This window comes from Streptomyces sp. NPDC001381, assembly GCF_042895685.1.
GTDB lineage: Bacteria > Actinomycetota > Actinomycetes > Streptomycetales > Streptomycetaceae > Streptomyces.
This window is the reverse complement of sequence record NZ_JBIAWO010000003.1, coordinates 69,046-89,840: the sequence shown is the minus strand read 5'-3', so window position 1 is coordinate 89,840 and position 20,795 is coordinate 69,046. Positions and strand designations below refer to the sequence as shown.

Sequence of the window (20,795 nt, the reverse complement as noted above, 5' to 3'; positions counted from 1 at the left end):
AACGCTCCAAGATCCCGTCCACGCCTCGTCCACAGACCCCGACATACGGCCGCTCCGGACGGCATCCGCCTGCACATACGCGAAGACCCCGGCCTCAGCGTTTCCGCTGGTGACGGGGTCTTTGGGCACCTCATGCTGGGTGCCCCCGGCAGGATTCGAACCTGCGCACACGGCTCCGGAGGCCGTTGCTCTATCCCCTGAGCTACGGGGGCGTGTCGGGCGGGAGCTGTTTGCTCGCGGCGACGGGTAGAACACTACCAGCTCCCTCGGGGTGTTCATGAACGGGTTTACGGGGGTGGGGAGGGGGTGGGTCGCCCGCACGGGGTGGAAGTGGGGAAAACCCGGACGCGGTGGCCGGTCCCGACCTACTCTCGAGTTGTGCCAGGCGCGTCTGGTCGGGTGCTTGTTGTGGACGACAACAAGGTCATCCGGCAGCTGATCAGGGTCAACCTCGAGCTTGAGGGTCTCGAGGTCGTGACCGCGTCCGATGGTGCCGAGTGTCTGGATGTCGTTCATCAGGTGCGGCCCGATCTCGTGACCCTCGATGTCGTCATGCCCCGGCTGGACGGTCTGCGGACCGCCGCCCGGCTGCGGTCCGATCCGCTGACGCGTGATCTTCCTCTCGCGATCATCAGTGCGTGCACCCAGTACGAGGTCGAGGCCGGCCTCGAAGTCGGCGTCGACGCCTTCCTCGCCAAGCCCTTCGAACCCGACGAACTCGTCTCCCTCGTACGGCGATTGCTGGAGGGGGAAGGGCGGGAGAGCGGCGGTCGTGGTGCGGGCAAAGGAGTCGGCGGCCCTCTGGGGGTCGGGCTGGGGCTCGGGGCTGGGGGAGGCGGCGGCGTGGGGGCCGGGCAGGGGAGCGGGGGGACTGCCGGCGAGTAGCGGGGGCGGCGGGGGTGAATGGCTTGGCTCTCGTGTGCCGTTACGGGCTGTTCGTGTGTGCTTGCGGCCTTCGGCGTCCACATCCCGGACCCTCCCCAAACCGGCTCGCCTACCCACCCCCCTCCTCCCCTACGCTTGTCCCGTGACCCCCGTCGAGCTCTCCCGCACCGTGCTGCACGCGGTGCGCCGTGCTGTCGACGCCGGAGAGCTGAGCGTGGCCGTTCCGGCGCGGGCGGTGGTCACCCCGCCCGGGCCGGGAGGGGCCGGGGACTACGCGACGAACATCGCCCTTCAGCTGGCCCGTCCGGCCGGGCAGCCGCCCCTGCGGGTCGCCGAGGTGCTGCGGCCGTATCTCGCCGGCGCGGCGGGTGTCACCGGCGTCGAGATCACCGGGCCCGGCTTCCTCAACATCAGCCTCGATCACCTCGCCTCCGCCACCGGCCTCGTGCAGCGGATCCGCCGGGAAGGGCTCCGGTACGGGCACACCGACACCCTCGCCGGTCACGTCCTCGAGCTGCGCGTGCCGTTCGAGGTCCGGGCCGAGGTCCTCGCCGACGCCCTCGCACGGATCGTCGCTTCCCAGGGCGGGCGCGTCGCCACTCACCATCGTCCGCCCGGCCCCCTGGACGAGGGCGGCCGCGCCGAGCCCGCCGGCATCTCCCGGCACCGCGCGCCCCTCGACCTCCGTCCGCAGCCCGCCCCCGAGGACCCCACCCCCCTCGGACTCGACGCCGCGTGCTGGGCGCTGCTTCACCCCGCCCCCCACGACCGCCCGCGCATCACCGCCGATCACCTGGTCCAGCGCGAGAGCAACCCCCTCTTCCGGGTCCGCTACGCCCACGCCCGCACCCGTGCCCTCACCCGCAACGCCGCCGACCTCGGCTTCACCGCGGAGCCCGGCCCCGTAGACCTGCCGGGTGGAGCGTCCGTAGACCTGCCGCGTGTGCGTGAAGACCCGTTGGGTGGAGTGCGTGGAGGGGATGTGGCGGCGGCACAGGATGCCGCGCACCCTGCCGGTTCCGTCCCGTCCACCCCGTCCGCCCCGTCCATCTCGTCCGTCCCGCCACAGCCCCCGGACACCCCCCTGGCGGTCACCCCGCCCGCAGCCCCTCTGGCGGTCCCCCCGCCCACCACCGCGTCGGCGGCCACTCCGCCCTCCGCCGCCCCTGCGGTCACCCCACCCGCAGCACCCCCGGTGGCCACCCCGCCCCCCGCCCCGCCCGCGGCGCCCCCGTCCTCCACCCCCACCCCCACGCCCCAAGCCACCCCCCTCGCCACCCCCCTCCTCACCCTCCTCGCCGACTACCCCCGCATCCTCGCCACCGTCACCACCCTCCCCCGACCGGACGGCGTGGCCGCGCCCTCGCGGCTTGCGCGGTATCTCGTCGGGCTTGCGGACGCCACCCTTGTCCTGCTGCCCGTCGTTCTCCCGGTCGGTGAGGAGAAACCCTCGGCCGCCCACCGTGCCCGGCTCGCGCTTGCCGAAGCCGCCGGGACGGTGCTGGCCGGCGGCCTGTCCCTGCTCGGCATCGACGCACCCGACCACCTCTGAATCACTTCTGAGAGAGCACGCCCACGATGAGCCGTTCCGCCCACCCCGCCGGGCCCCGTCACGCCGATGTCCTCCCCGAGGGCCACTACTCCGCGCCGCCCACCGACCTCAACGCCCTCGACCCGAAGGTGTGGGCGCAGACCGTGCACCGCGACGCGGACGGTGTCGTCACCGTCGGCGGTGTCGACGTCAAGGCGCTCGCCGAGGAGCACGGGACGCCGGCCTACATCCTCGACGAGACCGACTTCCGGGAGCGGGCCCGCGCCTGGCGTACCGCCTTCGGGACCGACGCCGACGTGTTCTACGCCGGGAAGGCGTTCCTCTCGCGGGCCGTCGTGCGGTGGCTGCACGAGGAGGGGCTCAACCTCGACGTGTGCTCCGGTGGGGAGCTGGCGACCGCCCTGTCGGCCGGCATGCCCGCCGACCGCATCGCCTTCCACGGCAACAACAAGTCGAAGGCGGAGATCGAGCGGGCCATCCGCGCGGGGGTCGGGCGGATCGTGCTCGACTCCTTCCAGGAGATCGTCCGGGTCGCCCACATCGCCGAGTCCCTCGGCAAGCGGCAGCGGGTGCAGATCCGTATCACCGTCGGGGTGGAGGCGCACACCCACGAGTTCATCGCCACCGCCCACGAGGACCAGAAGTTCGGGATCCCGCTGGCCGGCGGGCAGGCCGCCGAGGCCGTGCGGCGCGCTCTGCAGCTCGACGGGATCGAGCTCATCGGGATCCACTCGCACATCGGGTCGCAGATCTTCGACATGTCGGGCTTCGAGGTGGCCGCCCACCGGGTCGTGGGGCTGCTGAAGGACATCCGTGACGAGCACGGGGTGGAGCTGCCCGAGATCGACCTCGGGGGCGGGCTCGGGATCGCGTACACCAGCGACGACGACCCCCGCGAGCCGCACGAGATCGCCAAGGCCCTCACCGAGATCGTCACGCGTGAGTGCGAGGCCGCCCGGCTCGGCACCCCCCGTATCTCCGTCGAGCCGGGGCGCGCCATCGTCGGGCCGACCGCCTTCACGCTGTACGAGGTCGGCACCATCAAGCCCCTCGACGGGCTGCGGACCTACGTCTCCGTCGACGGCGGCATGTCGGACAACATCCGCACGGCGCTGTACGACGCCGAATACAGCGTGGCGCTCGTCTCCCGCACCTCCGACGCCCCGCCGATGCTGGCCCGGGTCGTGGGCAAGCACTGCGAGAGCGGGGACATCGTGGTCAAGGACGCGTTCCTGCCGTCCGACCTGGCGCCGGGCGACCTGATCGCCGTACCGGCCACGGGTGCGTACTGCCGGTCCATGGCCAGCAACTACAACCATGTGCTGCGGCCCCCGGTCGTCGCCGTGTCCGACGGCGCGTCGCGGGTCATCGTCCGGCGGGAGACGGAGGAGGACCTCCTGCGGCTCGATGTCGGGTGAGGGAAAAGCCGAAGAGAAACGAAAAAGGGGGGCGGGAGAATCTTCTGTCTGCCGCCCCTGTGAAAATGAAATCAATGTCTCACGATCCGGACCGGGGATAGAAACTGCGGTCCGGTGAAGGAGACTGGTCCAACCGTAGACGGTATGAGGAAACGAGGTCGGATGATGCGTACGCGTCCGCTGAAGGTGGCGCTGCTGGGCTGTGGAGTGGTCGGCTCAGAGGTGGCGCGCATCATGACGACGCACGCCGACGACCTCGCGGCGCGGATCGGTGCCCCGGTGGAGCTCGCGGGCGTGGCCGTGCGGCGGCCCTCGAAGGTGCGCGACGGCATCGACCCGGCCCTCGTCACCACCGACGCGACCGCCCTCGTCAAGCGCGGCGACATCGACGTCGTGGTCGAGGTCATCGGCGGGATCGAGCCCGCCCGCACCCTCATCACCACCGCCTTCGAGCACGGCGCCTCGGTCGTCTCCGCCAACAAGGCCCTCCTCGCCCAGGACGGCGCCGCCCTGCACGCCGCCGCCGACGAGCACGACAAGGACCTCTACTACGAGGCCGCCGTCGCCGGTGCCATCCCGCTGATCCGGCCGCTGCGCGAGTCCCTCGCCGGCGACAAGATCAACCGGGTGATGGGCATCGTCAACGGGACGACCAACTTCATCCTCGACAAGATGGACTCGACGGGGGCCGGCTATCAGGAGGCCCTCGATGAGGCGACCGCCCTCGGGTACGCCGAGGCCGATCCCACGGCCGACGTGGAGGGCTTCGACGCCGCCGCCAAGGCCGCCATCCTCGCCGGGATCGCCTTCCACACGCGCGTGCGCCTCGACGACGTCTACCGCGAGGGCATGACCGAGGTCACCGCGGCCGACTTCGCCTCCGCCAAGGAGATGGGCTGCACCATCAAGCTGCTCGCCATCTGTGAGCGGGCGGCCGACGGCGGGTCCGTGACCGCGCGGGTGCACCCCGCCATGATTCCGCTGAGCCACCCGCTGGCCTCGGTGCGCGGTGCCTACAACGCCGTGTTCGTCGAGTCGGACGCGGCCGGTCAGCTGATGTTCTACGGTCCTGGCGCCGGCGGTGCTCCCACCGCCTCCGCCGTGCTCGGCGACCTCGTCGCCGTCTGCCGCAACCGGCTCAGCGGGGCAACGGGGCCCGGCGAGTCGGCGTATGCCGCCCTGCGCGTGTCTCCGATGGGTGACGTCGTCACGCGTTACCACATCAGCCTGGACGTGGCCGACAAGCCGGGCGTTCTCGCCCAGGTGGCCACCGTCTTCGCGGAGCACGGCGTATCGATCGACACGGTGCGCCAGCAGGGCAAGGACGGCGAGGCCTCCCTCGTCGTCGTCACCCACCGCGCGTCCGACGCCTCCCTCACCGGGACCGTCGAGGCGTTGCGTCAGCTCGACACCGTGCGGGGTGTCGCCAGCATCATGCGGGTTGAAGGAGAGTAACCAGCAATGACCCACCAGTGGCGCGGAATCATCGAGGAGTACCGGGACCGGCTGCCGGTATCCGACACCACGCCGGTCGTGACGCTCCGTGAGGGCGGCACGCCCCTCGTGCCCGCGCAGGTGCTCTCCGAGCGCACGGGCTGCGAGGTCCACCTCAAGGTGGAGGGCGCCAACCCGACGGGGTCCTTCAAGGACCGCGGTATGACCATGGCGATCAGCAAGGCCAAGGAGGAGGGGGCGAAGGCGGTCATCTGCGCCTCCACCGGAAACACCTCCGCCTCCGCGGCCGCCTACGCGGTCCGGGCCGGCATGGTGTCCGCCGTGCTGGTGCCGCAGGGCAAGATCGCGCTCGGCAAGATGGGGCAGGCCCTCGTCCACGGCGCGCAGATCCTCCAGGTCGACGGCAACTTCGACGACTGCCTCACCCTCGCCCGGGCGCTCAGCGACAACTACCCCGTCGCCCTGGTCAATTCGGTCAATCCGGTACGTATCGAGGGTCAGAAGACGGCCGCGTTCGAGATCGTGGACATGCTGGGCGACGCCCCGGACATCCATGTCCTGCCGGTCGGCAACGCGGGCAACATCACCGCGTACTGGAAGGGCTACAAGGAGTACGCCGGGGACGGGATCGCCGCCCGGACGCCCCGCATGTGGGGTTTCCAGGCGTCCGGCTCCGCACCCATCGTGCGCGGCGAGATCGTCAAGGACCCGTCGACCCTCGCCACCGCGATCCGCATCGGCAACCCGGCGTCCTGGCAGTTCGCGCTGGCCGCGCGGGACGAGTCCGGCGGTCTCATCGACGAGGTGACGGACCGTGAGATCCTGCGCGCCTACCGGCTGTTGGCCGCACAGGAGGGCGTGTTCGTGGAGCCCGCGTCCGCCGCGTCGGTGGCCGGTCTGCTGAAGGCCGCCGAGCAGGGCAAGGTCGACCCGGGGCAGCGGATCGTCTGCACGGTCACCGGCAACGGTCTGAAGGACCCGGGCTGGGCCACCGAGGGTGCCCCGCGCCCCCTCGTCGTCCCGGTCGACGCGGCGGCGGCCGCCGCCCGCCTCGGCCTCGCCTGACGCTCCGCGGCAGGGTCGGTCCTGCGGCGGAAGCGAGGTCTGCCGCGTGATGTCCGGCACGTTCTTCCCCTGCCCCGCAGGGGAGGTACCGCCGTCGGCGCGCCGCCCGCGAGCCCGAGTGCGTCCCGTACGCGGGCTTCCGGGCGGCACGCCGAGGGCACGCTCCCCGCGCCCGGCTCGGCCGGGCTCGCGCGGGAAGGGCCCCACGGCTCCGTGCGGCCGCCCCGCGGGCGACGCCGCCATGCCGTACCAGGCTCTAACCTGGGAACGGGTGCACAAGGGGCTTACGACACGCATCGTGCGCCTCCTGTGCGCCCTATGTCGCCGCGGAAGCATCCTTCGCTAGGCTGTACCGAACCCGCCCGCCGCATATGCCGCAGCGCCGCGTCACCCTCGCGGCCCCGGGGTTCTCAGCCACGTATCGAATATCAGTGTCGAACGCCGAGTCGCATGTCGTTCGACAGTCACGCAGCTCAAGGAGAGTCATCGAGAGATGGCCGGTCCCGCCTTCCGCGCCGCCCCCGTCCGGGTGCGCGTTCCCGCCACCAGCGCCAACCTCGGCCCGGGCTTCGACGCCTTCGGCCTCTCGCTGGGGCTCTACGACGACGTGGTCGTCCGGGTGGCCGACTCCGGGCTGCACATCGACATCGCCGGCGAGGGCAGTGAGACCCTGCCGCGTGACGAGAAGCACCTCCTCGTCCGTTCCCTGCGCACCGCCTTCGACGTCCTGGGCGGCCAGCCGCGCGGCCTGGAGATCGTCTGCGCCAACCGCATCCCGCACGGCCGCGGCCTCGGCTCCTCCTCCGCCGCGATCTGCGCCGGCATCGTCGCCGCGCGCGCGGTGACCATAGGCGGCGAGTCCAAGCTCGACGACACCGCGCTGCTCGAGCTCGCGACCGAGATCGAGGGGCACCCGGACAACGTCGCCGCCTGTCTGCTCGGCGGATTCACCCTGTCCTGGATGGAGGCGGGCGCCGCACGCGCGATCCGGATGGAACCCGCCGATTCCATCGTTCCGGTGGTTTTCGTCCCCGGAAAGCCGGTTCTGACCGAAACGGCGCGCGGTCTGCTCCCGCGCTCCGTGCCGCACGTCGACGCCGCCGCCAACGCGGGCCGTGCCGCCCTGCTCGTCGAGGCCCTCACCAGACGCCCCGAGCTGCTGCTGCCCGCCACCGAGGACCGTCTGCACCAGGAGTACCGCGCCCCCGCCATGCCGGAGAGCGCCGCCCTGGTGGAGCGGCTGCGCGCCGACGGGATCCCCGCGGTGATCTCCGGCGCCGGCCCCACCGTGATGGCGCTGGCCGACGCCGGTACGGCCGACAAGGTCGAGGCCCTGGCGGGCGCGGACTGGGCCGCGAACCGGCTGGCGCTGGATCTGCAGGGTGCGAGCGTCCTGCCGCTGGCACCGGCTGGTGACACGCACTCCGGCGACATTTAGTGCACGGTTGCCGGATTTCGAGAGGGGGAATGTTTGTTGGATCCGGTAGTGTTAACCTCAAGTCTGCACCCGACCCCACCATGGCGAGGTGCTTCGTGTCCCCGTCCGGGACAGACATTCTTCCGGGAGCTCCCCAAGCCGCACTGCGTTCCGTACGTCGTATCTGGGCAGTACGCCGTACACCGACGCTGAGCGGTCCGCAGGGCACGCTCCGGAATCGGTGCTACCACGCAACGTGACACTGGGTGTCACGGAACGTCGGGGAAGCGCCATCACCAGCAAATCTCTCTTCCGCCTTTGCGGCGGACCACCGCCCCGGCTTCGCCACAGCAAGGACCGAAGTCGGACAGCACAACCGGTCGCCGAGCCAGACAGGCCGACGTCCGCTCCAGGGAAGGACCCTTCGTGAGCGACACCACCGATCTGATGGGCGCACGTGTCGAGGAGACCGCTGCCGCGCCCGCCACGGACGCCTCCGCGCCTGCCACCGGTGCCGGCTCCCGGCGGCGCCGCGGTACCGGCCTCGAGGGCATGGTGCTGGCCGAGCTGCAGCAGGTCGCATCCGGCCTCGGCATCAGGGGCACCGCGCGGATGCGCAAGAGCCAGCTGATCGAGGTCATCAAGGAGGCGCAGGCCGGAGGCGGCGCCGCCCCGGCGAAGGCCGAGGCCTCCGCCGCCGAGACCAAGCCCAAGCGCCGCGCCACCTCCAAGGCCCGCACCGGCGACGACGTCGCCGAGAAGAAGGCGGATGCCGCCCCGAAGGCCGAGGCTGCCGCCGAGAAGGCCGTGGCCCAGCAGCAGATCGAGATCCCCGGCCAGCCGGCCGGCGCCGACGCCCCCGTCGAGCGCCGCCGTCGCCGCGCCACCGCCGAGGCGGGCAGCCCCGAGACGGTCGTCGCCGAGGCCAAGAGCGAGTCCAAGGCCGAGACGCCCGCGCAGCCGCAGGCCGAGACCAGGTCCGCCGACGCCGGTGAGGCCGAGGGCCGCCGCCGCGACCGCCGTGAGCGCGGCCGGGACCGGGACCGTGACGGTCGCCGCGGCAAGGGCGACGAGCAGCAGGGCGGCCAGCAGCAGCGTGGCCAGCAGACCCAGCAGCAGAGCCGCCAGGACCGTAACGCCGGTCCGCAGGACGACGACGACTTCGAGGGCGGCCGCCGTGGCCGCCGCGGCCGCTACCGCGACCGCCGTGGCCGCCGTGGGCGTGACGAGATCGGCGCCGCCGAGCCGCAGCTCGCCGAGGACGACGTCCTGATCCCCGTCGCGGGCATCCTGGACATCCTCGACAACTACGCCTTCATCCGGACCTCCGGCTACCTGCCGGGCCCGAACGACGTGTACGTCTCCCTCGCCCAGGTCCGCAAGAACGGCCTGCGCAAGGGTGACCACATCACCGGCGCGGTCCGTCAGCCCAAGGAAGGCGAGCGGCGCGAGAAGTTCAACGCGCTGGTCCGCCTGGACTCCGTCAACGGCATGGCGCCCGAACACGGCCGTGGCCGCCCGGAGTTCAACAAGCTGACCCCGCTGTACCCGCAGGACCGCCTCCGTCTGGAGACCGACCCGGGCGTCCTCACCACGCGGATCATCGACCTCGTGTCGCCCATCGGCAAGGGCCAGCGCGGTCTGATCGTGGCCCCGCCGAAGACCGGCAAGACCATGATCATGCAGGCGATCGCCAACGCGATCACCCACAACAACCCCGAGTGCCACCTGATGGTCGTCCTCGTCGACGAGCGTCCGGAAGAGGTCACCGACATGCAGCGGTCGGTCAAGGGCGAGGTCATCTCCTCGACCTTCGACCGCCCGGCCGAGGACCACACCACCGTCGCCGAGCTCGCCATCGAGCGCGCCAAGCGACTGGTGGAGCTGGGCCACGACGTCGTCGTGCTGCTCGACTCGATCACGCGTCTGGGCCGTGCGTACAACCTCGCCGCCCCGGCCTCCGGCCGCATCCTCTCCGGTGGTGTCGACTCGACGGCCCTGTACCCGCCGAAGCGCTTCTTCGGTGCGGCCCGCAACATCGAGGACGGCGGCTCGCTGACCATCCTCGCCACCGCCCTGGTGGACACCGGGTCCCGCATGGACGAGGTGATCTTCGAGGAGTTCAAGGGCACCGGCAACATGGAGCTCAAGCTCGACCGGAAGCTCGCCGACAAGCGCATCTTCCCGGCGGTGGACGTCGACGCGTCCGGCACCCGCAAGGAGGAGATCCTGCTCGGCGCCGAGGAGCTCGGCATCGTGTGGAAGCTGCGCCGGGTGCTGCACGCGCTCGACCAGCAGCAGGCGATCGAGCTGCTCCTCGACAAGATGAAGCAGACCAAGTCGAACGCCGAGTTCCTGATGCAGATCCAGAAGACGACGCCGTCGCCGGGCAACGGCGACTGAGCAACAGCGTCCTCAAGGGCCGCCCCCCGTCACTCCTGTGACGGGGGGCGGCCCTTTGGCGCAGAGAGGGATGGGTGCGGCACGCACCCCTTCACTCATCTCTCCATGGGGGACCTCTTTGCGCACGCCCTTGTCCGTGAGCGGCCGGCACAGACGCCGGATACGGATCGCCCTGCCCGTCGCCGCGGCCGCCCTGGCCGCCGCGGTCGCCGGCGCGCTCGTGACGACGTCCGCGGGGGCGGCCACGGCGGCGCCGACGCCGGCCCAGAGCGCGCCGTCGAACGCCGAGCTCACCGAACGCCTCGCGACCGCCCTCGCCGGCGACGACACCGCGGGGGAGACGTCCTCGAAGACGTCCCTGAGCGCGAGCACCGGCTCCGGCTCCACGACGGTCGACCCGAAGATCATCGGCGGCCAGACGACGACCATCTCCAGCGCGCCCTGGATGGCCCAGCTCTGGTACGGCGACGACCGGGGCACCGCCACCACCGGCGACGACATCGGCTTCTTCTGCGGCGGCGCGGTCATCGCCCCCACGAAGATCCTCACCGCCGCCCACTGCGCCTACGGCTACGACTGGAAGGCGCACGGCACCGTCATCACCGGCACCTCCCAGCTGCTGTCCCTGGACGCCGGCGGCAACCTCGACCCGCACGGGGGCACCCTGTCCGGTGTCTGGCGGCAGTGGGTCTACCCGTCGTACGACGAGGCGGCCATCGACGGCGACCTCGCCGTCCTGACGCTTCCGGACCCCGTCGACGTGACGCCGATCCCGATGACGACGGCCGGTGACACCACCTCGTACGCGGCCGGCACCGTCGCGAAGGTCTACGGCTGGGGGCGCACCAGCTCCACCAGCGACGACATCTCCGACACCCTGAAGACGGCCGACCTGCCGATCCAGTCCAACGCCACCTGCTCGGGCTACTACGACAGCTGGTTCGTCGCGGGCCACATGGTGTGCGCGGGCGAGCCCGCCACCGGCTCCGACACCGGCACCACCTCCGCCTGCAACGGCGACTCCGGAGGCCCGCTGGTCGTCGGCGACAAGGTCGTGGGTGTCGTGTCGTGGGGCGTGAAGGACTGCGTCGAGGCCGGCGCCTACAGCGTCTTCACGAAGCTGACCACGTACGTCCCCGCCGCCTGTCCGCGCGTCGACGACGCCAACCTCAGCGGCGACCACAAGGCCGACCTGCTGGTCCGCGACTCCTCCACGAAGACCGGCTACGAGCTGGACTCCAAGGGCACCTCGCTGGCCACCCGCAAGAGCCTGGGCTCCTTCAGCGCCTGGAACCTGGTGCTGCAGAGCGACCTGGACCGGGACGGCTACCAGGACCTCATCCGCCGCCGCGCCTCCGACGGGGACGTCTACTGGCGGCACTGGGTGCCCTCCAGCGGCACGTACGTCAGCAACCTGATCGGCGACAACTGGAACAGCCGCCTGGCCATCGTCGCCCCCGGTGACGTCACCGGCGACAACCTGCCGGACGTGCTGACCGTGGACTCCGCGGGCGTGCTGTGGATCCACCCGGGCCAGGGCGACGGCAAGCTCGGCACGCCGGTGAAGGTCTCCTCCGGCTGGAACCAGTACAACGTCGTGCGCGGCCACGGCGACTTCAGCAACGACGGCAGGGCCGACCTGCTCGCCCGGGACAAGAGCACCGGCGCGGTCTACCTCTACAAGGGCACCGGCAAGGCCGGCACGGGCGCCTTCGCGACCCGGGTCAAGGTGCGGACGTGGAGCACCACCACGTACAACGCCTTCGACGCCGTCGGAGACGTCGACGGCGACGGCAAGGCCGACCTCCTGGCGCGGACGCCGGCCGGCACGCTCTACCTCTACAAGGGCACCGGAAAGGCCACCAGCGAGATCTTTGCCACAAGGGTGTCGCTCGGTACCACTTTCAAGCAGTACGACCTGTTCGGCTGAGTTGGGCCGAACACGCAGGTGAGCGGGGGCGCGCCCCGCTCGGCTCCACACGCTCCGTGTCCGGTCTGCCACTGATCGGACACAGAGCGTCGTGCAACCCTGTTCCGAGTTTCCCCGTCTGACCGGGCGGAGTGACGATGGTGAGGTCGCACGAGAACAGAGGAGCACATGTCCGCCGAGAGCACGCCGGAGCCCGGCATACCGGGTGAGGCCGGCACGACGGGTGGCGACGACAGGGGTCCGCGGCGCCGCCACCGCAAGCAGCGGAGCCGGCGCAAGGGCCTGCTGGTGACGGCATGGACGGCCGCGGGTGTCGTCGTCCTGGGCGGCACCGGGGCGGGCTACCTGTACTTCAAGCTCAACGGCAACATCAAGAGCGTCGACATCGACCAGGCGCTGGGCACCGACCGGCCCACGAAGATCGACAACGGCTCCGAGAACATCCTCGTCCTCGGCTCGGACAGCCGCTCCGGCTCCAACAAGAAGCTCGGCGGCGGCACCGACGACGGCAGCGCCCGCTCCGACACGGCGATGATCATCCACGTGTACGAGGGCCACAAGCGGGCCAGCGTGGTCTCCCTCCCGCGCGACACCCTCATCGACCGGCCGGCCTGCACCGACACCCAGGGCGTCGAGCACGACGCGGCGAACGGCGTGATGTTCAACTCGGCGTACACGACGGGCGGCGCGGCCTGTGCCGTGAAGACGGTCGAGTCGATCAGCGGCATCCGCATGGACCACTACCTCGAGGTCGACTTCGCCGGCTTCGAGAAGCTGATCGACGAGCTGGGCGGCGTCGAGGTCACCACCACGAAGGCCATCGACGACCCCGACAGCCACCTGAAGCTCGAGGCCGGCACCCACACGCTCAACGGCGAGCAGGCCCTCGGTCTGGTCCGCACCCGGCACGGCGTCGGCGACGGCTCCGACCTCGGCCGCATCCAGCTCCAGCAGGCCTTCATCAAGGCCCTGGTCACCCAGGTCGAGCACGTCGGGATCTTCACCAGCCCGAAGAAGCTCTACAACCTCGCCGACACCGCGACCAAGGCCGTCACCACCGACTCCGACCTCGGCACGGTCAACTCCCTGATGTCCTTCGCGAACGGTCTCAAGGGCATCGGCGCGTCCAAGATGCACATGGTCACCATGCCGGTCCGGTACGACCCCGCGAACCCCAACCGCGTCGTCGTCCTGAAGTCCAAGGCCGAGCAGGTCTGGACGGCCCTGAGGAACGACCGCCCGATCCCGGCGTCGGCCACGACGGGCACGGCGACCGGGGAGGCCAAGGGCGTCGTGACGTCGTCCTGAGGGTGCGGGGAGCCGCACGACGAGCCACCACCGGCCCGCGGGGAATAGAACGCGGCAACCCCCGGTTTTGGGGGATGGCGCCAGTCCTGGCAGACTGGTACGTCGGCTCCGGTTCACGCTTCCGTATCCCGCGGACGGCGACCCGGCGCCCTCCCGAAACTAGGAGACACCTTGAAGCGCGACATCCACCCCGAGTACGTCGAGACGCAGGTCAGCTGCACCTGTGGCGCGTCGTTCACCACCCGCAGCACGATCGAGAGCGGCACCATCCGCGCCGACGTCTGCTCCGAGTGCCACCCGTTCTACACGGGCAAGCAGAAGATCCTCGACACCGGTGGCCGTGTGGCCCGCTTCGAGGCCCGCTTCGGCAAGGCCGCCGGCTCCAAGAAGTAGCGAGCCCTCTTTCGCCGGTCCACGGTCGCGCCCCCGCCCCGGGGTGCGCCCGGGACCGGCGTTTTTGGTCGTTCGCCTTCATCCACGCAACGCATTTCAGGAGCCCACCATGTTCGAGGCCGTCGAGGAGTTGGTCGGAGAGCACGCCGACCTCGAGAAGAAGCTCGCCGACCCGTCGGTGTTCGCCGACCAGGCCAACGCGCGCAAGCTGAACAAGCGCTACGCCGAGCTCACCCCGATCGTCGCCACGTACCGCTCCTGGAAGCAGACCGGCGACGACATCGAGACCGCGCGCGAGTTCGCCGCCGACGACCCGGACTTCGCCGCCGAGGTCAAGGTCCTGGAGAAGCAGCGCGAGGAGCTCACGGAGAAGCTGCGGCTGCTGCTGGTCCCGCGCGACCCGAGTGACGACAAGGACGTCATCCTGGAGATCAAGGCGGGCGCCGGCGGCGACGAGTCGGCCCTCTTCGCGGGCGACCTCCTGCGCATGTATCTCCGGTACGCCGAGCGCGTCGGCTGGAAGACCGAGATCATCGACGCCACCGAGTCCGAACTGGGCGGCTACAAGGACGTCCAGGTCGCGGTCAAGACCAAGGGCGGCCAGGGTGCCACCGAGCCCGGGCAGGGCGTCTGGGCGCGGCTGAAGTACGAGGGCGGCGTGCACCGTGTGCAGCGCGTCCCGGCGACCGAGTCGCAGGGGCGGATCCACACCTCCGCCGCCGGCGTCCTCGTCACCCCCGAGGCGGAGGAGGTCGACGTCGAGATCAACCCGAACGACCTGCGGATCGACGTCTACCGCTCCTCCGGGCCCGGCGGGCAGTCCGTGAACACCACCGACTCCGCCGTGCGCATCACGCACCTGCCGACCGGGGTCGTCGCCTCCTGCCAGAACGAGAAGAGCCAGCTGCAGAACAAGGAGCAGGCGATGCGTATCCTGCGCTCCAGGCTGCTCGCGGCGGCTCAGGAGGAGGCGGAGCGCGAGGCCGCCGACGCCCGCCGCAGCCAGGTCCGCACCGTCGACCGCTCCGAGAAGATCCGCACGTACAACTTCCCGGAGAACCGCATCTCGGACCACCGCGTCGGCTTCAAGGCGTACAACCTGGACCAGGTCCTGGACGGCGACCTCGACGCGGTGATCCAGGCCTGCGTCGACGCGGACTCCGCGGCGAAGCTCGCGGCCGCCTAAGAGGCACGTACGCACGACCCAGTACGACACGGAGGACTTGCGTGAACCTGCTGCTCTCGGAGGTGGCCCAGGCCACCCAGCGGCTGGCCGACGCCGGCGTGCCCTCGCCGCGCAACGACGCGGAGGAGCTCGCCGCGTTCGTGCACGGCGTGAAGCGCGGCGAACTCCACTCCGTGCGGGACTCCGACTTCGACGCCCGCTACTGGGAGGTCATCGCCCGGCGTGAGCAGCGCGAGCCGCTGCAGCACATCACCGGGCTGGCCTACTTCCGCTACCTGGAGCTCCAGGTCGGCCCGGGCGTCTTCGTCCCGCGTCCCGAGACCGAGTCGGTCGTCGGGTGGGCCATAGACGCCGTACGCGCCATGGACGTCGTCGAGCCCCGCATCGTCGATCTGTGCACGGGCTCCGGCGCCATCGCGCTCGCCCTCGCCCAGGAGGTCCCGCGCTCCCGCGTGCACGCCGTGGAGCTGTCCGAGGACGCCCTGGTGTGGACCCGCAAGAACATGGAGGGGTCCAGGGTCGACCTGCGTCAGGGCAACGCCCTGGACGCCTTCCGCGACCTCGACGGGCACGTCGACCTGGTCATCTCCAACCCGCCGTACATCCCGCTGACGGAATGGGAGTACGTCGCTCCCGAGGCGCGGGACTACGACCCCGACATGGCCCTGTTCTCCGGCGAGGACGGCCTCGATCTCATCCGCGGCCTGGAACGGACCGCACACCGGCTCCTGCGTCCGGGCGGTGTCGTCGTCATCGAGCACGCCGACACCCAGGGCGGCCAGGTGCCGTGGATCTTCACCGAGGAGCGGGGCTGGGCCGACGCGGCCGACCACCCCGACCTCAACAACCGCCCCCGCTTCGCGACCGCCCGCAGGGCGATGCCGTGAACACCACCCCGACCCACCACCCGCAGCAGTACGTGCACGAGGAGGCCCGCTAGACATGGCTCGGCGATACGACACCAACGACGCGACCGACCGTGTGACCGGTCTGCGCGAGGCCGCGTCCGCCGTCCGCCGTGGCGAGCTCGTGGTCCTTCCGACCGACACGGTGTACGGCATCGGCGCGGACGCGTTCTCCAAGGAGGCCGTCGGCGATCTGCTCGAGGCCAAGGGCCGGGGCCGCAACATGCCCACCCCCGTCCTCATCGGCTCCCCGAACACCCTGCACGGCCTGGTCACGGACTTCTCCGAGCTGGCCTGGGAGCTGGTCGACGCGTTCTGGCCGGGCGCGCTCACGCTCGTCGCCAAGCACCAGCCGTCCCTGCAGTGGGACCTGGGCGACACCCGCGGCACGGTCGCGGTGCGCATGCCGCTGCACCCGGTCGCCATCGAGCTGCTGACCGAGGTCGGCCCCATGGCGGTGTCCTCCGCGAACCTCACCGGCCACCCGGCGCCGGAGAACTGCGACTACGCCCAGGAGATGCTCGGCGACTCCGTCTCCGTCTACCTCGACGGCGGCCCGACCCCCGGCAACGTCCCGTCCTCCATCGTCGACGTCAGCCGCGAGGTGCCGCTGCTGCTGCGCGAGGGGGCGATCTCCGCGGACGAACTGCGGAAGGTCGTACCCGACCTCGAGGTGGCGAATTGACGGCCCCTGACGCGGGGCGTGGCATAGGCAACGGGGAAAGCGCCGCGGAGATCACGACGACCTTCGTCGGACTGCCGCGCGACACCTTCCGCATCCTCCACGTCAGCACCGGCAACGTCTGCCGCTCGCCGATCACCGAGCGGCTGACCCGGCATTTCGTGTCGCAGCGGCTCGGGGTGCTGGGCGGTGGGCTGATCGTGGAGAGCGCGGGCACCTGGGGCCACGAGGGCGCGCCGATGGAGGCCAACGCGGAGACCGTGCTGGCCGACTTCGGCGCGGACGCGACCGGCTTCGTCGGCCGTGAGCTCCTCGACGAGCACGTCATCATGGCGGACCTGGTCCTGACGGCCACCCGCGATCACCGCGCCCAGGTCATCTCCATGGGCCACTCGGCGGGCCTGCGCACCTTCACCCTCAAGGAGTTCACCCGCCTGGTGAACGCGATAGACCCCGCCACGCTGCCTCCGCTGGAGGAGGGTCTGGTGTTGCGGGCTCGTGCGCTGGTGCGTGCGGCGGCGGCGTTGCGGGGGTGGTTGCTGGCTCCGACGGCGGAGGCGGACGAGGTGTACGACCCGTACGGGGCGCCGTTGCCGTTCTTCCGGTCGATCGGCGACGAGATACACCAGGCCCTGGACCCGGTGGTGACGGCCCTGACGGGTGTGGCGGCCCGGGCCTGAGGCGGTTCGGGGTGAGCCGGCGGGCGGAGTCCGCCGCAGCGGCCCGCTGCCCGTCAGGCCCGTCAGGGCCGAGCGGTGCGAGGGGCGCGTCGGGGAATGGGCCCCGCCACGCTGCCTCCGCTGGAGGAGGGTCTGGTGTTGCGGGCTCGTGCGCTGGTGCGTGCGGCGGCGGCGTTGCGGGGGTGGTTGCTGGCTCCGACGGCGGAGGCGGACGAGGTGTACGACCCGTACGGGGCGCCGTTGCCGTTCTTCCGGTCGATCGGCGACGAGATACACCAGGCCCTGGACCCGGTGGTGACGGCCCTGACGGGTGTGGCGGCCCGGGCCTGAGGCGTCCGGGGCGGGGGCGGAGAATCGGCGGGCGGGTCTTGCGGGCCGGGCCTACATTGGACGTACGTCACCGTCGACGCCCCGGAGTTCGTCATGTCGGTCACCCATGCCCCCGTCGCGGCCGATGTCCTGCGCCGTCAGGATCCCGAGATGGCGGAGATCGTGTTCGGGGAGGGGGAGCGGCAGGCATCGACGCTGCAGCTGATCGCCGCCGAGAACTTCTGCTCGCCGGCCGTGCTGGCCGCGCTCGGCTCGCCGCTCGTCAACAAGTACGCGGAAGGGTATCCGGGGCACCGGCACCACGGGGGCTGCGAGATCGTCGACGTGGCCGAGCGCCTCGCCGTGGACCGGGCGAAGCGGCTGTTCGGGGCCGAGCACGCCAATGTGCAGCCCCACTCCGGTTCGTCCGCCGTGCTGGCCGCGTACGCCGCCCTGCTGCGCCCGGGGGACACCGTCCTCGCGCTGGGGCTGCCCTACGGCGGTCATCTCACCCACGGCTCGCCGGCCAACTTCTCCGGGCGCTGGTTCGACTTCGTGCCGTACGGGGTGGACGCGGAGACCGGGCTCATCGATCACGAGCAGGTGCGGACGCTGGCCCGCAGCCATCGGCCCAAGGCGATCGTGTGCGGTTCCATCGCCTACCCGCGCCACATCGACTACGCGTTCTTCCGGGCCGTGGCCGACGAGGTCGGTGCCTTCCTGATCGCCGACGCCGCCCATCCCATCGGGCTCGTCGCCGGGGGAGCGGCGCCCAGTCCGGTGCCGTACGCCGACATCGTCTGCGCCACCACCCACAAGGTGCTGCGGGGCCCGCGCGGCGGGATGATCCTGTGCGGCGGCGAGCTGGCGGAGCGGGTCGACCGGGCCGTCTTCCCGTTCACCCAGGCCGGTGCCCAGATGCACACCATCGCGGCGAAGGCGGTCGCGTTCGGCGAGGCGGCGACGCCGGCGTTCGCGGCGTACGCGCACCAGGTGATCGCCAACGCCCGGGTGCTCGCGGCCCGGCTGGAGAAGGAGGGGCTGGCCGTGACGACGGGCGGCACCGACACGCACCTGATCACCGCCGATCCCGCGCCCCTCGGTGTGGACGGCCGCTCCGCGCGCGGGCTGCTCGCGGCCGCCGGGATCGTCCTGGACTGCTGTGCGCTGCCGCACGCCGATCTGCGCGGGCTGCGGCTCGGCACGGCCGCGGTGACCACACAGGGGATGCGCGAGGAGGAGATGGCGGGCATCGGGTCCTTGATGGCGGGCGTGCTGCGCCGGCAGGTGGACGCCAAGCGGGCCCGCGAGGAGGTGCGGGAACTGGCCCTGGCCTTCCCGCCGTACCCGGGGTGACGGAACACACACCCCCGGGCAACTCCGCACCACCGTAACGGTGTTACCGACCGGTAGTGGAAAGGCCCGGCGGCCCGGACCGACGGGCGTATCCCGGGCCGCAGGGGGTAGGCGCGCAGGCGTACGCGCCCCCGTGCACCCACGCTCACAGCCACACGTGCAACCATCGTCGCTACCCGGAAGTCCTCACACATATGCGCCGCGTGTGAGTCGATCGCTAGGGTGTGGGGCTGAGATGGCCAGCGAGACCTGTGGGGAAGCCCGTGCGTGAATACCTGCTGACGCTCTGCATCACGGCCGCGGTGACGTATCTGCTGACAGGGCCGGTACGGAAGTTCGCGATCGTGGCCGGAGCGATGCCGGAGATCAGGGCCCGTGACGTGCACCGGGAACCCACTCCGCGGCTCGGCGGGATCGCCATGTTCTTCGGGCTGTGCGCGGGTCTGCTGGTCGCCGACCACCTGACCAACCTCAACGAGGTCTTCGAGAAGTCGAACGAGCCGCGCGCCCTGCTCTCCGGCGCCGCGCTGATCTGGCTGATCGGCGTCCTGGACGACAAGTTCGAGATCGACGCGCTGATCAAACTGGGCGGCCAGATGATCGCCGCGGGCGTGATGGTCATGCAGGGCCTGACGATCCTGTGGCTGCCCATCCCGACCGTCGGCACGGTCGCGCTGACCCAGTGGCAGGGCACCCTGCTGACGGTGGCGCTGGTCGTGATCACCATCAACGCGGTCAACTTCGTGGACGGCCTCGACGGTCTCGCCGCCGGCATGGTGTGCATCGCCTCGGCCGCGTTCTTCATGTACACGTACCGCATCTGGTACTCGTACGGCATCGAGGCCGCCGCCCCGGCGACGCTGTTCGCGGCCATCCTGATGGGCATGTGCCTGGGCTTCCTGCCGCACAACATGCACCCCGCGCGGATCTTCATGGGCGACTCGGGCTCGATGCTGATCGGGCTGGTGCTGGCCGCCGGCGCGATCTCCGTCACGGGCAACGTCGACCCCGAAAGCCTCTTCGGCGGCTCCGAGCGGTCCACCGTGCACCAGATGGTGCCGGTCTACATCCCGCTGCTGATGCCGCTCACGATCATCGCGATCCCGGCCGCGGACCTGATCCTGGCGATCGTGCGCCGCACCTGGCGCGGTCAGTCGCCGTTCGCCGCGGACCGCGGGCATCTGCACCACCGGCTCCTGGAGATCGGCCACTCGCACAGCCGCGCGGTGCTGATCATGTACTTCTGGTCGGCGCTGATCGCGTTCGGGGCGCTCGCCTACTCCGTCAACGCGGCGTCGATGTGGATCGTCCTCGGTGTCGTGTTCCTCAGCGCGCTGGGCCTGGTGCTGCTTCTGCTGCCGCGCTACACGCCGCGCACCCCGCGCTGGGCCGAGGCGTTCGTGCCGCCGCGCTACCGTCGCGGGCGCCGGCCTTCCGACGTCGCGGCGGAGGCCTCGCCCGTCGCCGCCGACGGATCCGAACCGGAGGCGCGTACGCCTGTGGCGGTCGGTGTCTCCGGGGTCAACGGGGCGACCGCCGTGGGCCCTCGTTCGCGGTCGGCAAGGTAAGAATCTGACTAGAGCATTGCCAAGTCGTGGGAGAAGCCCGCAGGGGCAAAGCTCCCCAATACCAGACAAGTCGGCGCTGTTTCTGCACAGACGCGCACAGTCACTCTCATGTGTGACAGCAAGCACACCATCCAGGTAAAGACCTCATCAAATAGTTTGTGATACGGTTCACGAGAACCCCGGAGAGAGCCGAAGGACCGTAGTGCGACGGTCTCTTGGCCCGAGGTCGGCGTGAGGTCATTCGCCCCTCGAACCGGGACTACGCTCGTCCATGACGACACCC

At 71.0% G+C, this 20,795-nt stretch carries 16 protein-coding genes, 1 tRNA gene and 2 pseudogenes; 18 read left to right on the top strand and 1 reads right to left on the bottom strand.

Features of this window, described 5'->3' with window-relative positions:
- Nucleotides 1–140: 140 nt before the first annotated feature.
- Nucleotides 141–212, bottom strand: a tRNA-Arg gene (locus ACFY2L_RS14055).
- A gap of 196 nt (nt 213–408) precedes the next feature.
- On the opposite strand from ACFY2L_RS14055, the gene ACFY2L_RS14050 reads away from it, so the two are divergent.
- The 18 genes and pseudogenes from ACFY2L_RS14050 (at nt 409) to ACFY2L_RS13965 (ending at nt 20,512) form a co-directional block, all read left to right on the top strand.
- The gene (locus ACFY2L_RS14050; protein ID WP_390661018.1) at nt 409–885 is read left to right on the top strand and encodes a response regulator; all 477 of its coding nucleotides are present in this window, start codon (nt 409–411) and stop codon (nt 883–885) included.
- Between the two features lie 142 nt (nt 886–1,027).
- Nucleotides 1,028–1,804 (top strand): annotated as a pseudogene (locus ACFY2L_RS14045) (arginine--tRNA ligase); the annotation flags it as partial.
- Between the two features lie 24 nt (nt 1,805–1,828).
- Nucleotides 1,829–2,437: a DALR anticodon-binding domain-containing protein gene (locus ACFY2L_RS14040; RefSeq protein WP_390822809.1), complete on the top strand. Its 609-nt coding sequence runs from the start codon at nt 1,829–1,831 to the stop codon at nt 2,435–2,437.
- A gap of 26 nt (nt 2,438–2,463) precedes the next feature.
- The gene (lysA, locus tag ACFY2L_RS14035) at nt 2,464–3,855 is read left to right on the top strand and encodes a diaminopimelate decarboxylase (protein ID WP_390661017.1); all 1,392 of its coding nucleotides are present in this window, start codon (nt 2,464–2,466) and stop codon (nt 3,853–3,855) included.
- 162 nt (nt 3,856–4,017) lie between these two features.
- Nucleotides 4,018–5,310: a homoserine dehydrogenase gene (locus ACFY2L_RS14030; RefSeq protein WP_390661016.1), complete on the top strand. Its 1,293-nt coding sequence runs from the start codon at nt 4,018–4,020 to the stop codon at nt 5,308–5,310.
- Nucleotides 5,311–5,316: 6 nt separating this feature from the next.
- Nucleotides 5,317–6,375: a threonine synthase gene (gene thrC, locus ACFY2L_RS14025; RefSeq protein WP_390661015.1), complete on the top strand. Its 1,059-nt coding sequence runs from the start codon at nt 5,317–5,319 to the stop codon at nt 6,373–6,375.
- A gap of 493 nt (nt 6,376–6,868) precedes the next feature.
- Entirely contained in the window at nt 6,869–7,813 is a 945-nt protein-coding gene (gene thrB, locus ACFY2L_RS14020) for a homoserine kinase (RefSeq protein WP_390661014.1), read from the top strand.
- A gap of 405 nt (nt 7,814–8,218) precedes the next feature.
- Nucleotides 8,219–10,195 (top strand): transcription termination factor Rho, encoded by a 1,977-nt coding sequence (gene rho, locus ACFY2L_RS14015; RefSeq protein ID WP_390661013.1) that lies wholly within the window; start codon nt 8,219–8,221, stop codon nt 10,193–10,195.
- Nucleotides 10,196–10,265: 70 nt separating this feature from the next.
- Nucleotides 10,266–12,125 carry a trypsin-like serine protease gene (locus ACFY2L_RS14010; RefSeq protein ID WP_390822444.1) on the top strand — a complete coding sequence of 620 codons (1,860 nt, stop codon included), beginning with the start codon at nt 10,266–10,268 and terminating at the stop codon, nt 12,123–12,125.
- Between the two features lie 168 nt (nt 12,126–12,293).
- Complete coding sequence (locus tag ACFY2L_RS14005) at nt 12,294–13,433, top strand: LCP family protein (RefSeq protein ID WP_390822443.1); 1,140 nt, start codon at nt 12,294–12,296, stop codon at nt 13,431–13,433.
- Between the two features lie 171 nt (nt 13,434–13,604).
- A complete protein-coding gene (gene rpmE, locus ACFY2L_RS14000; protein WP_003992975.1) occupies nt 13,605–13,826 on the top strand; it encodes a 50S ribosomal protein L31 in 222 nt (73 codons plus the stop codon).
- A gap of 109 nt (nt 13,827–13,935) precedes the next feature.
- Complete coding sequence (prfA, locus tag ACFY2L_RS13995; protein ID WP_390661010.1) at nt 13,936–15,012, top strand: peptide chain release factor 1; 1,077 nt, start codon at nt 13,936–13,938, stop codon at nt 15,010–15,012.
- Between the two features lie 41 nt (nt 15,013–15,053).
- Entirely contained in the window at nt 15,054–15,899 is an 846-nt protein-coding gene (prmC, locus tag ACFY2L_RS13990) for a peptide chain release factor N(5)-glutamine methyltransferase (protein ID WP_390661009.1), read from the top strand.
- Nucleotides 15,900–15,954: 55 nt separating this feature from the next.
- Entirely contained in the window at nt 15,955–16,602 is a 648-nt protein-coding gene (locus tag ACFY2L_RS13985; RefSeq protein ID WP_264935002.1) for an L-threonylcarbamoyladenylate synthase, read from the top strand.
- Complete coding sequence (locus ACFY2L_RS13980; RefSeq protein WP_390661008.1) at nt 16,599–17,279, top strand: protein-tyrosine-phosphatase; 681 nt, start codon at nt 16,599–16,601, stop codon at nt 17,277–17,279. Before ACFY2L_RS13985 ends, ACFY2L_RS13980 begins: the two co-directional genes overlap by 4 nt.
- Nucleotides 17,280–17,420: 141 nt before the next feature.
- Nucleotides 17,421–17,609, top strand: a pseudogene (locus ACFY2L_RS13975) (protein-tyrosine-phosphatase); the annotation flags it as partial.
- A 93-nt stretch (nt 17,610–17,702) separates the two neighbouring features.
- Nucleotides 17,703–18,944: a serine hydroxymethyltransferase gene (glyA, locus tag ACFY2L_RS13970; protein ID WP_390661007.1), complete on the top strand. Its 1,242-nt coding sequence runs from the start codon at nt 17,703–17,705 to the stop codon at nt 18,942–18,944.
- A 263-nt stretch (nt 18,945–19,207) separates the two neighbouring features.
- Entirely contained in the window at nt 19,208–20,512 is a 1,305-nt protein-coding gene (locus ACFY2L_RS13965; protein ID WP_390661006.1) for an MraY family glycosyltransferase, read from the top strand.
- Nucleotides 20,513–20,795: the final 283 nt, after the last annotated feature.

Coding starts and splice junctions, on each gene's coding strand:
- lysA (WP_390661017.1), top strand. CDS start 2,464: ATGAGCCGTTCCGCCCACCCCGCCGGGCCCCGTCACGCCGATGTCCTC.
- ACFY2L_RS14030 (WP_390661016.1), top strand. CDS start 4,018: ATGATGCGTACGCGTCCGCTGAAGGTGGCGCTGCTGGGCTGTGGAGTG.
- thrC (WP_390661015.1), top strand. CDS start 5,317: ATGACCCACCAGTGGCGCGGAATCATCGAGGAGTACCGGGACCGGCTG.
- thrB (WP_390661014.1), top strand. CDS start 6,869: ATGGCCGGTCCCGCCTTCCGCGCCGCCCCCGTCCGGGTGCGCGTTCCC.
- ACFY2L_RS14010 (WP_390822444.1), top strand. CDS start 10,266: ATGGGTGCGGCACGCACCCCTTCACTCATCTCTCCATGGGGGACCTCT.
- ACFY2L_RS14005 (WP_390822443.1), top strand. CDS start 12,294: ATGTCCGCCGAGAGCACGCCGGAGCCCGGCATACCGGGTGAGGCCGGC.
- prfA (WP_390661010.1), top strand. CDS start 13,936: ATGTTCGAGGCCGTCGAGGAGTTGGTCGGAGAGCACGCCGACCTCGAG.
- ACFY2L_RS13985 (WP_264935002.1), top strand. CDS start 15,955: ATGGCTCGGCGATACGACACCAACGACGCGACCGACCGTGTGACCGGT.
- glyA (WP_390661007.1), top strand. CDS start 17,703: ATGTCGGTCACCCATGCCCCCGTCGCGGCCGATGTCCTGCGCCGTCAG.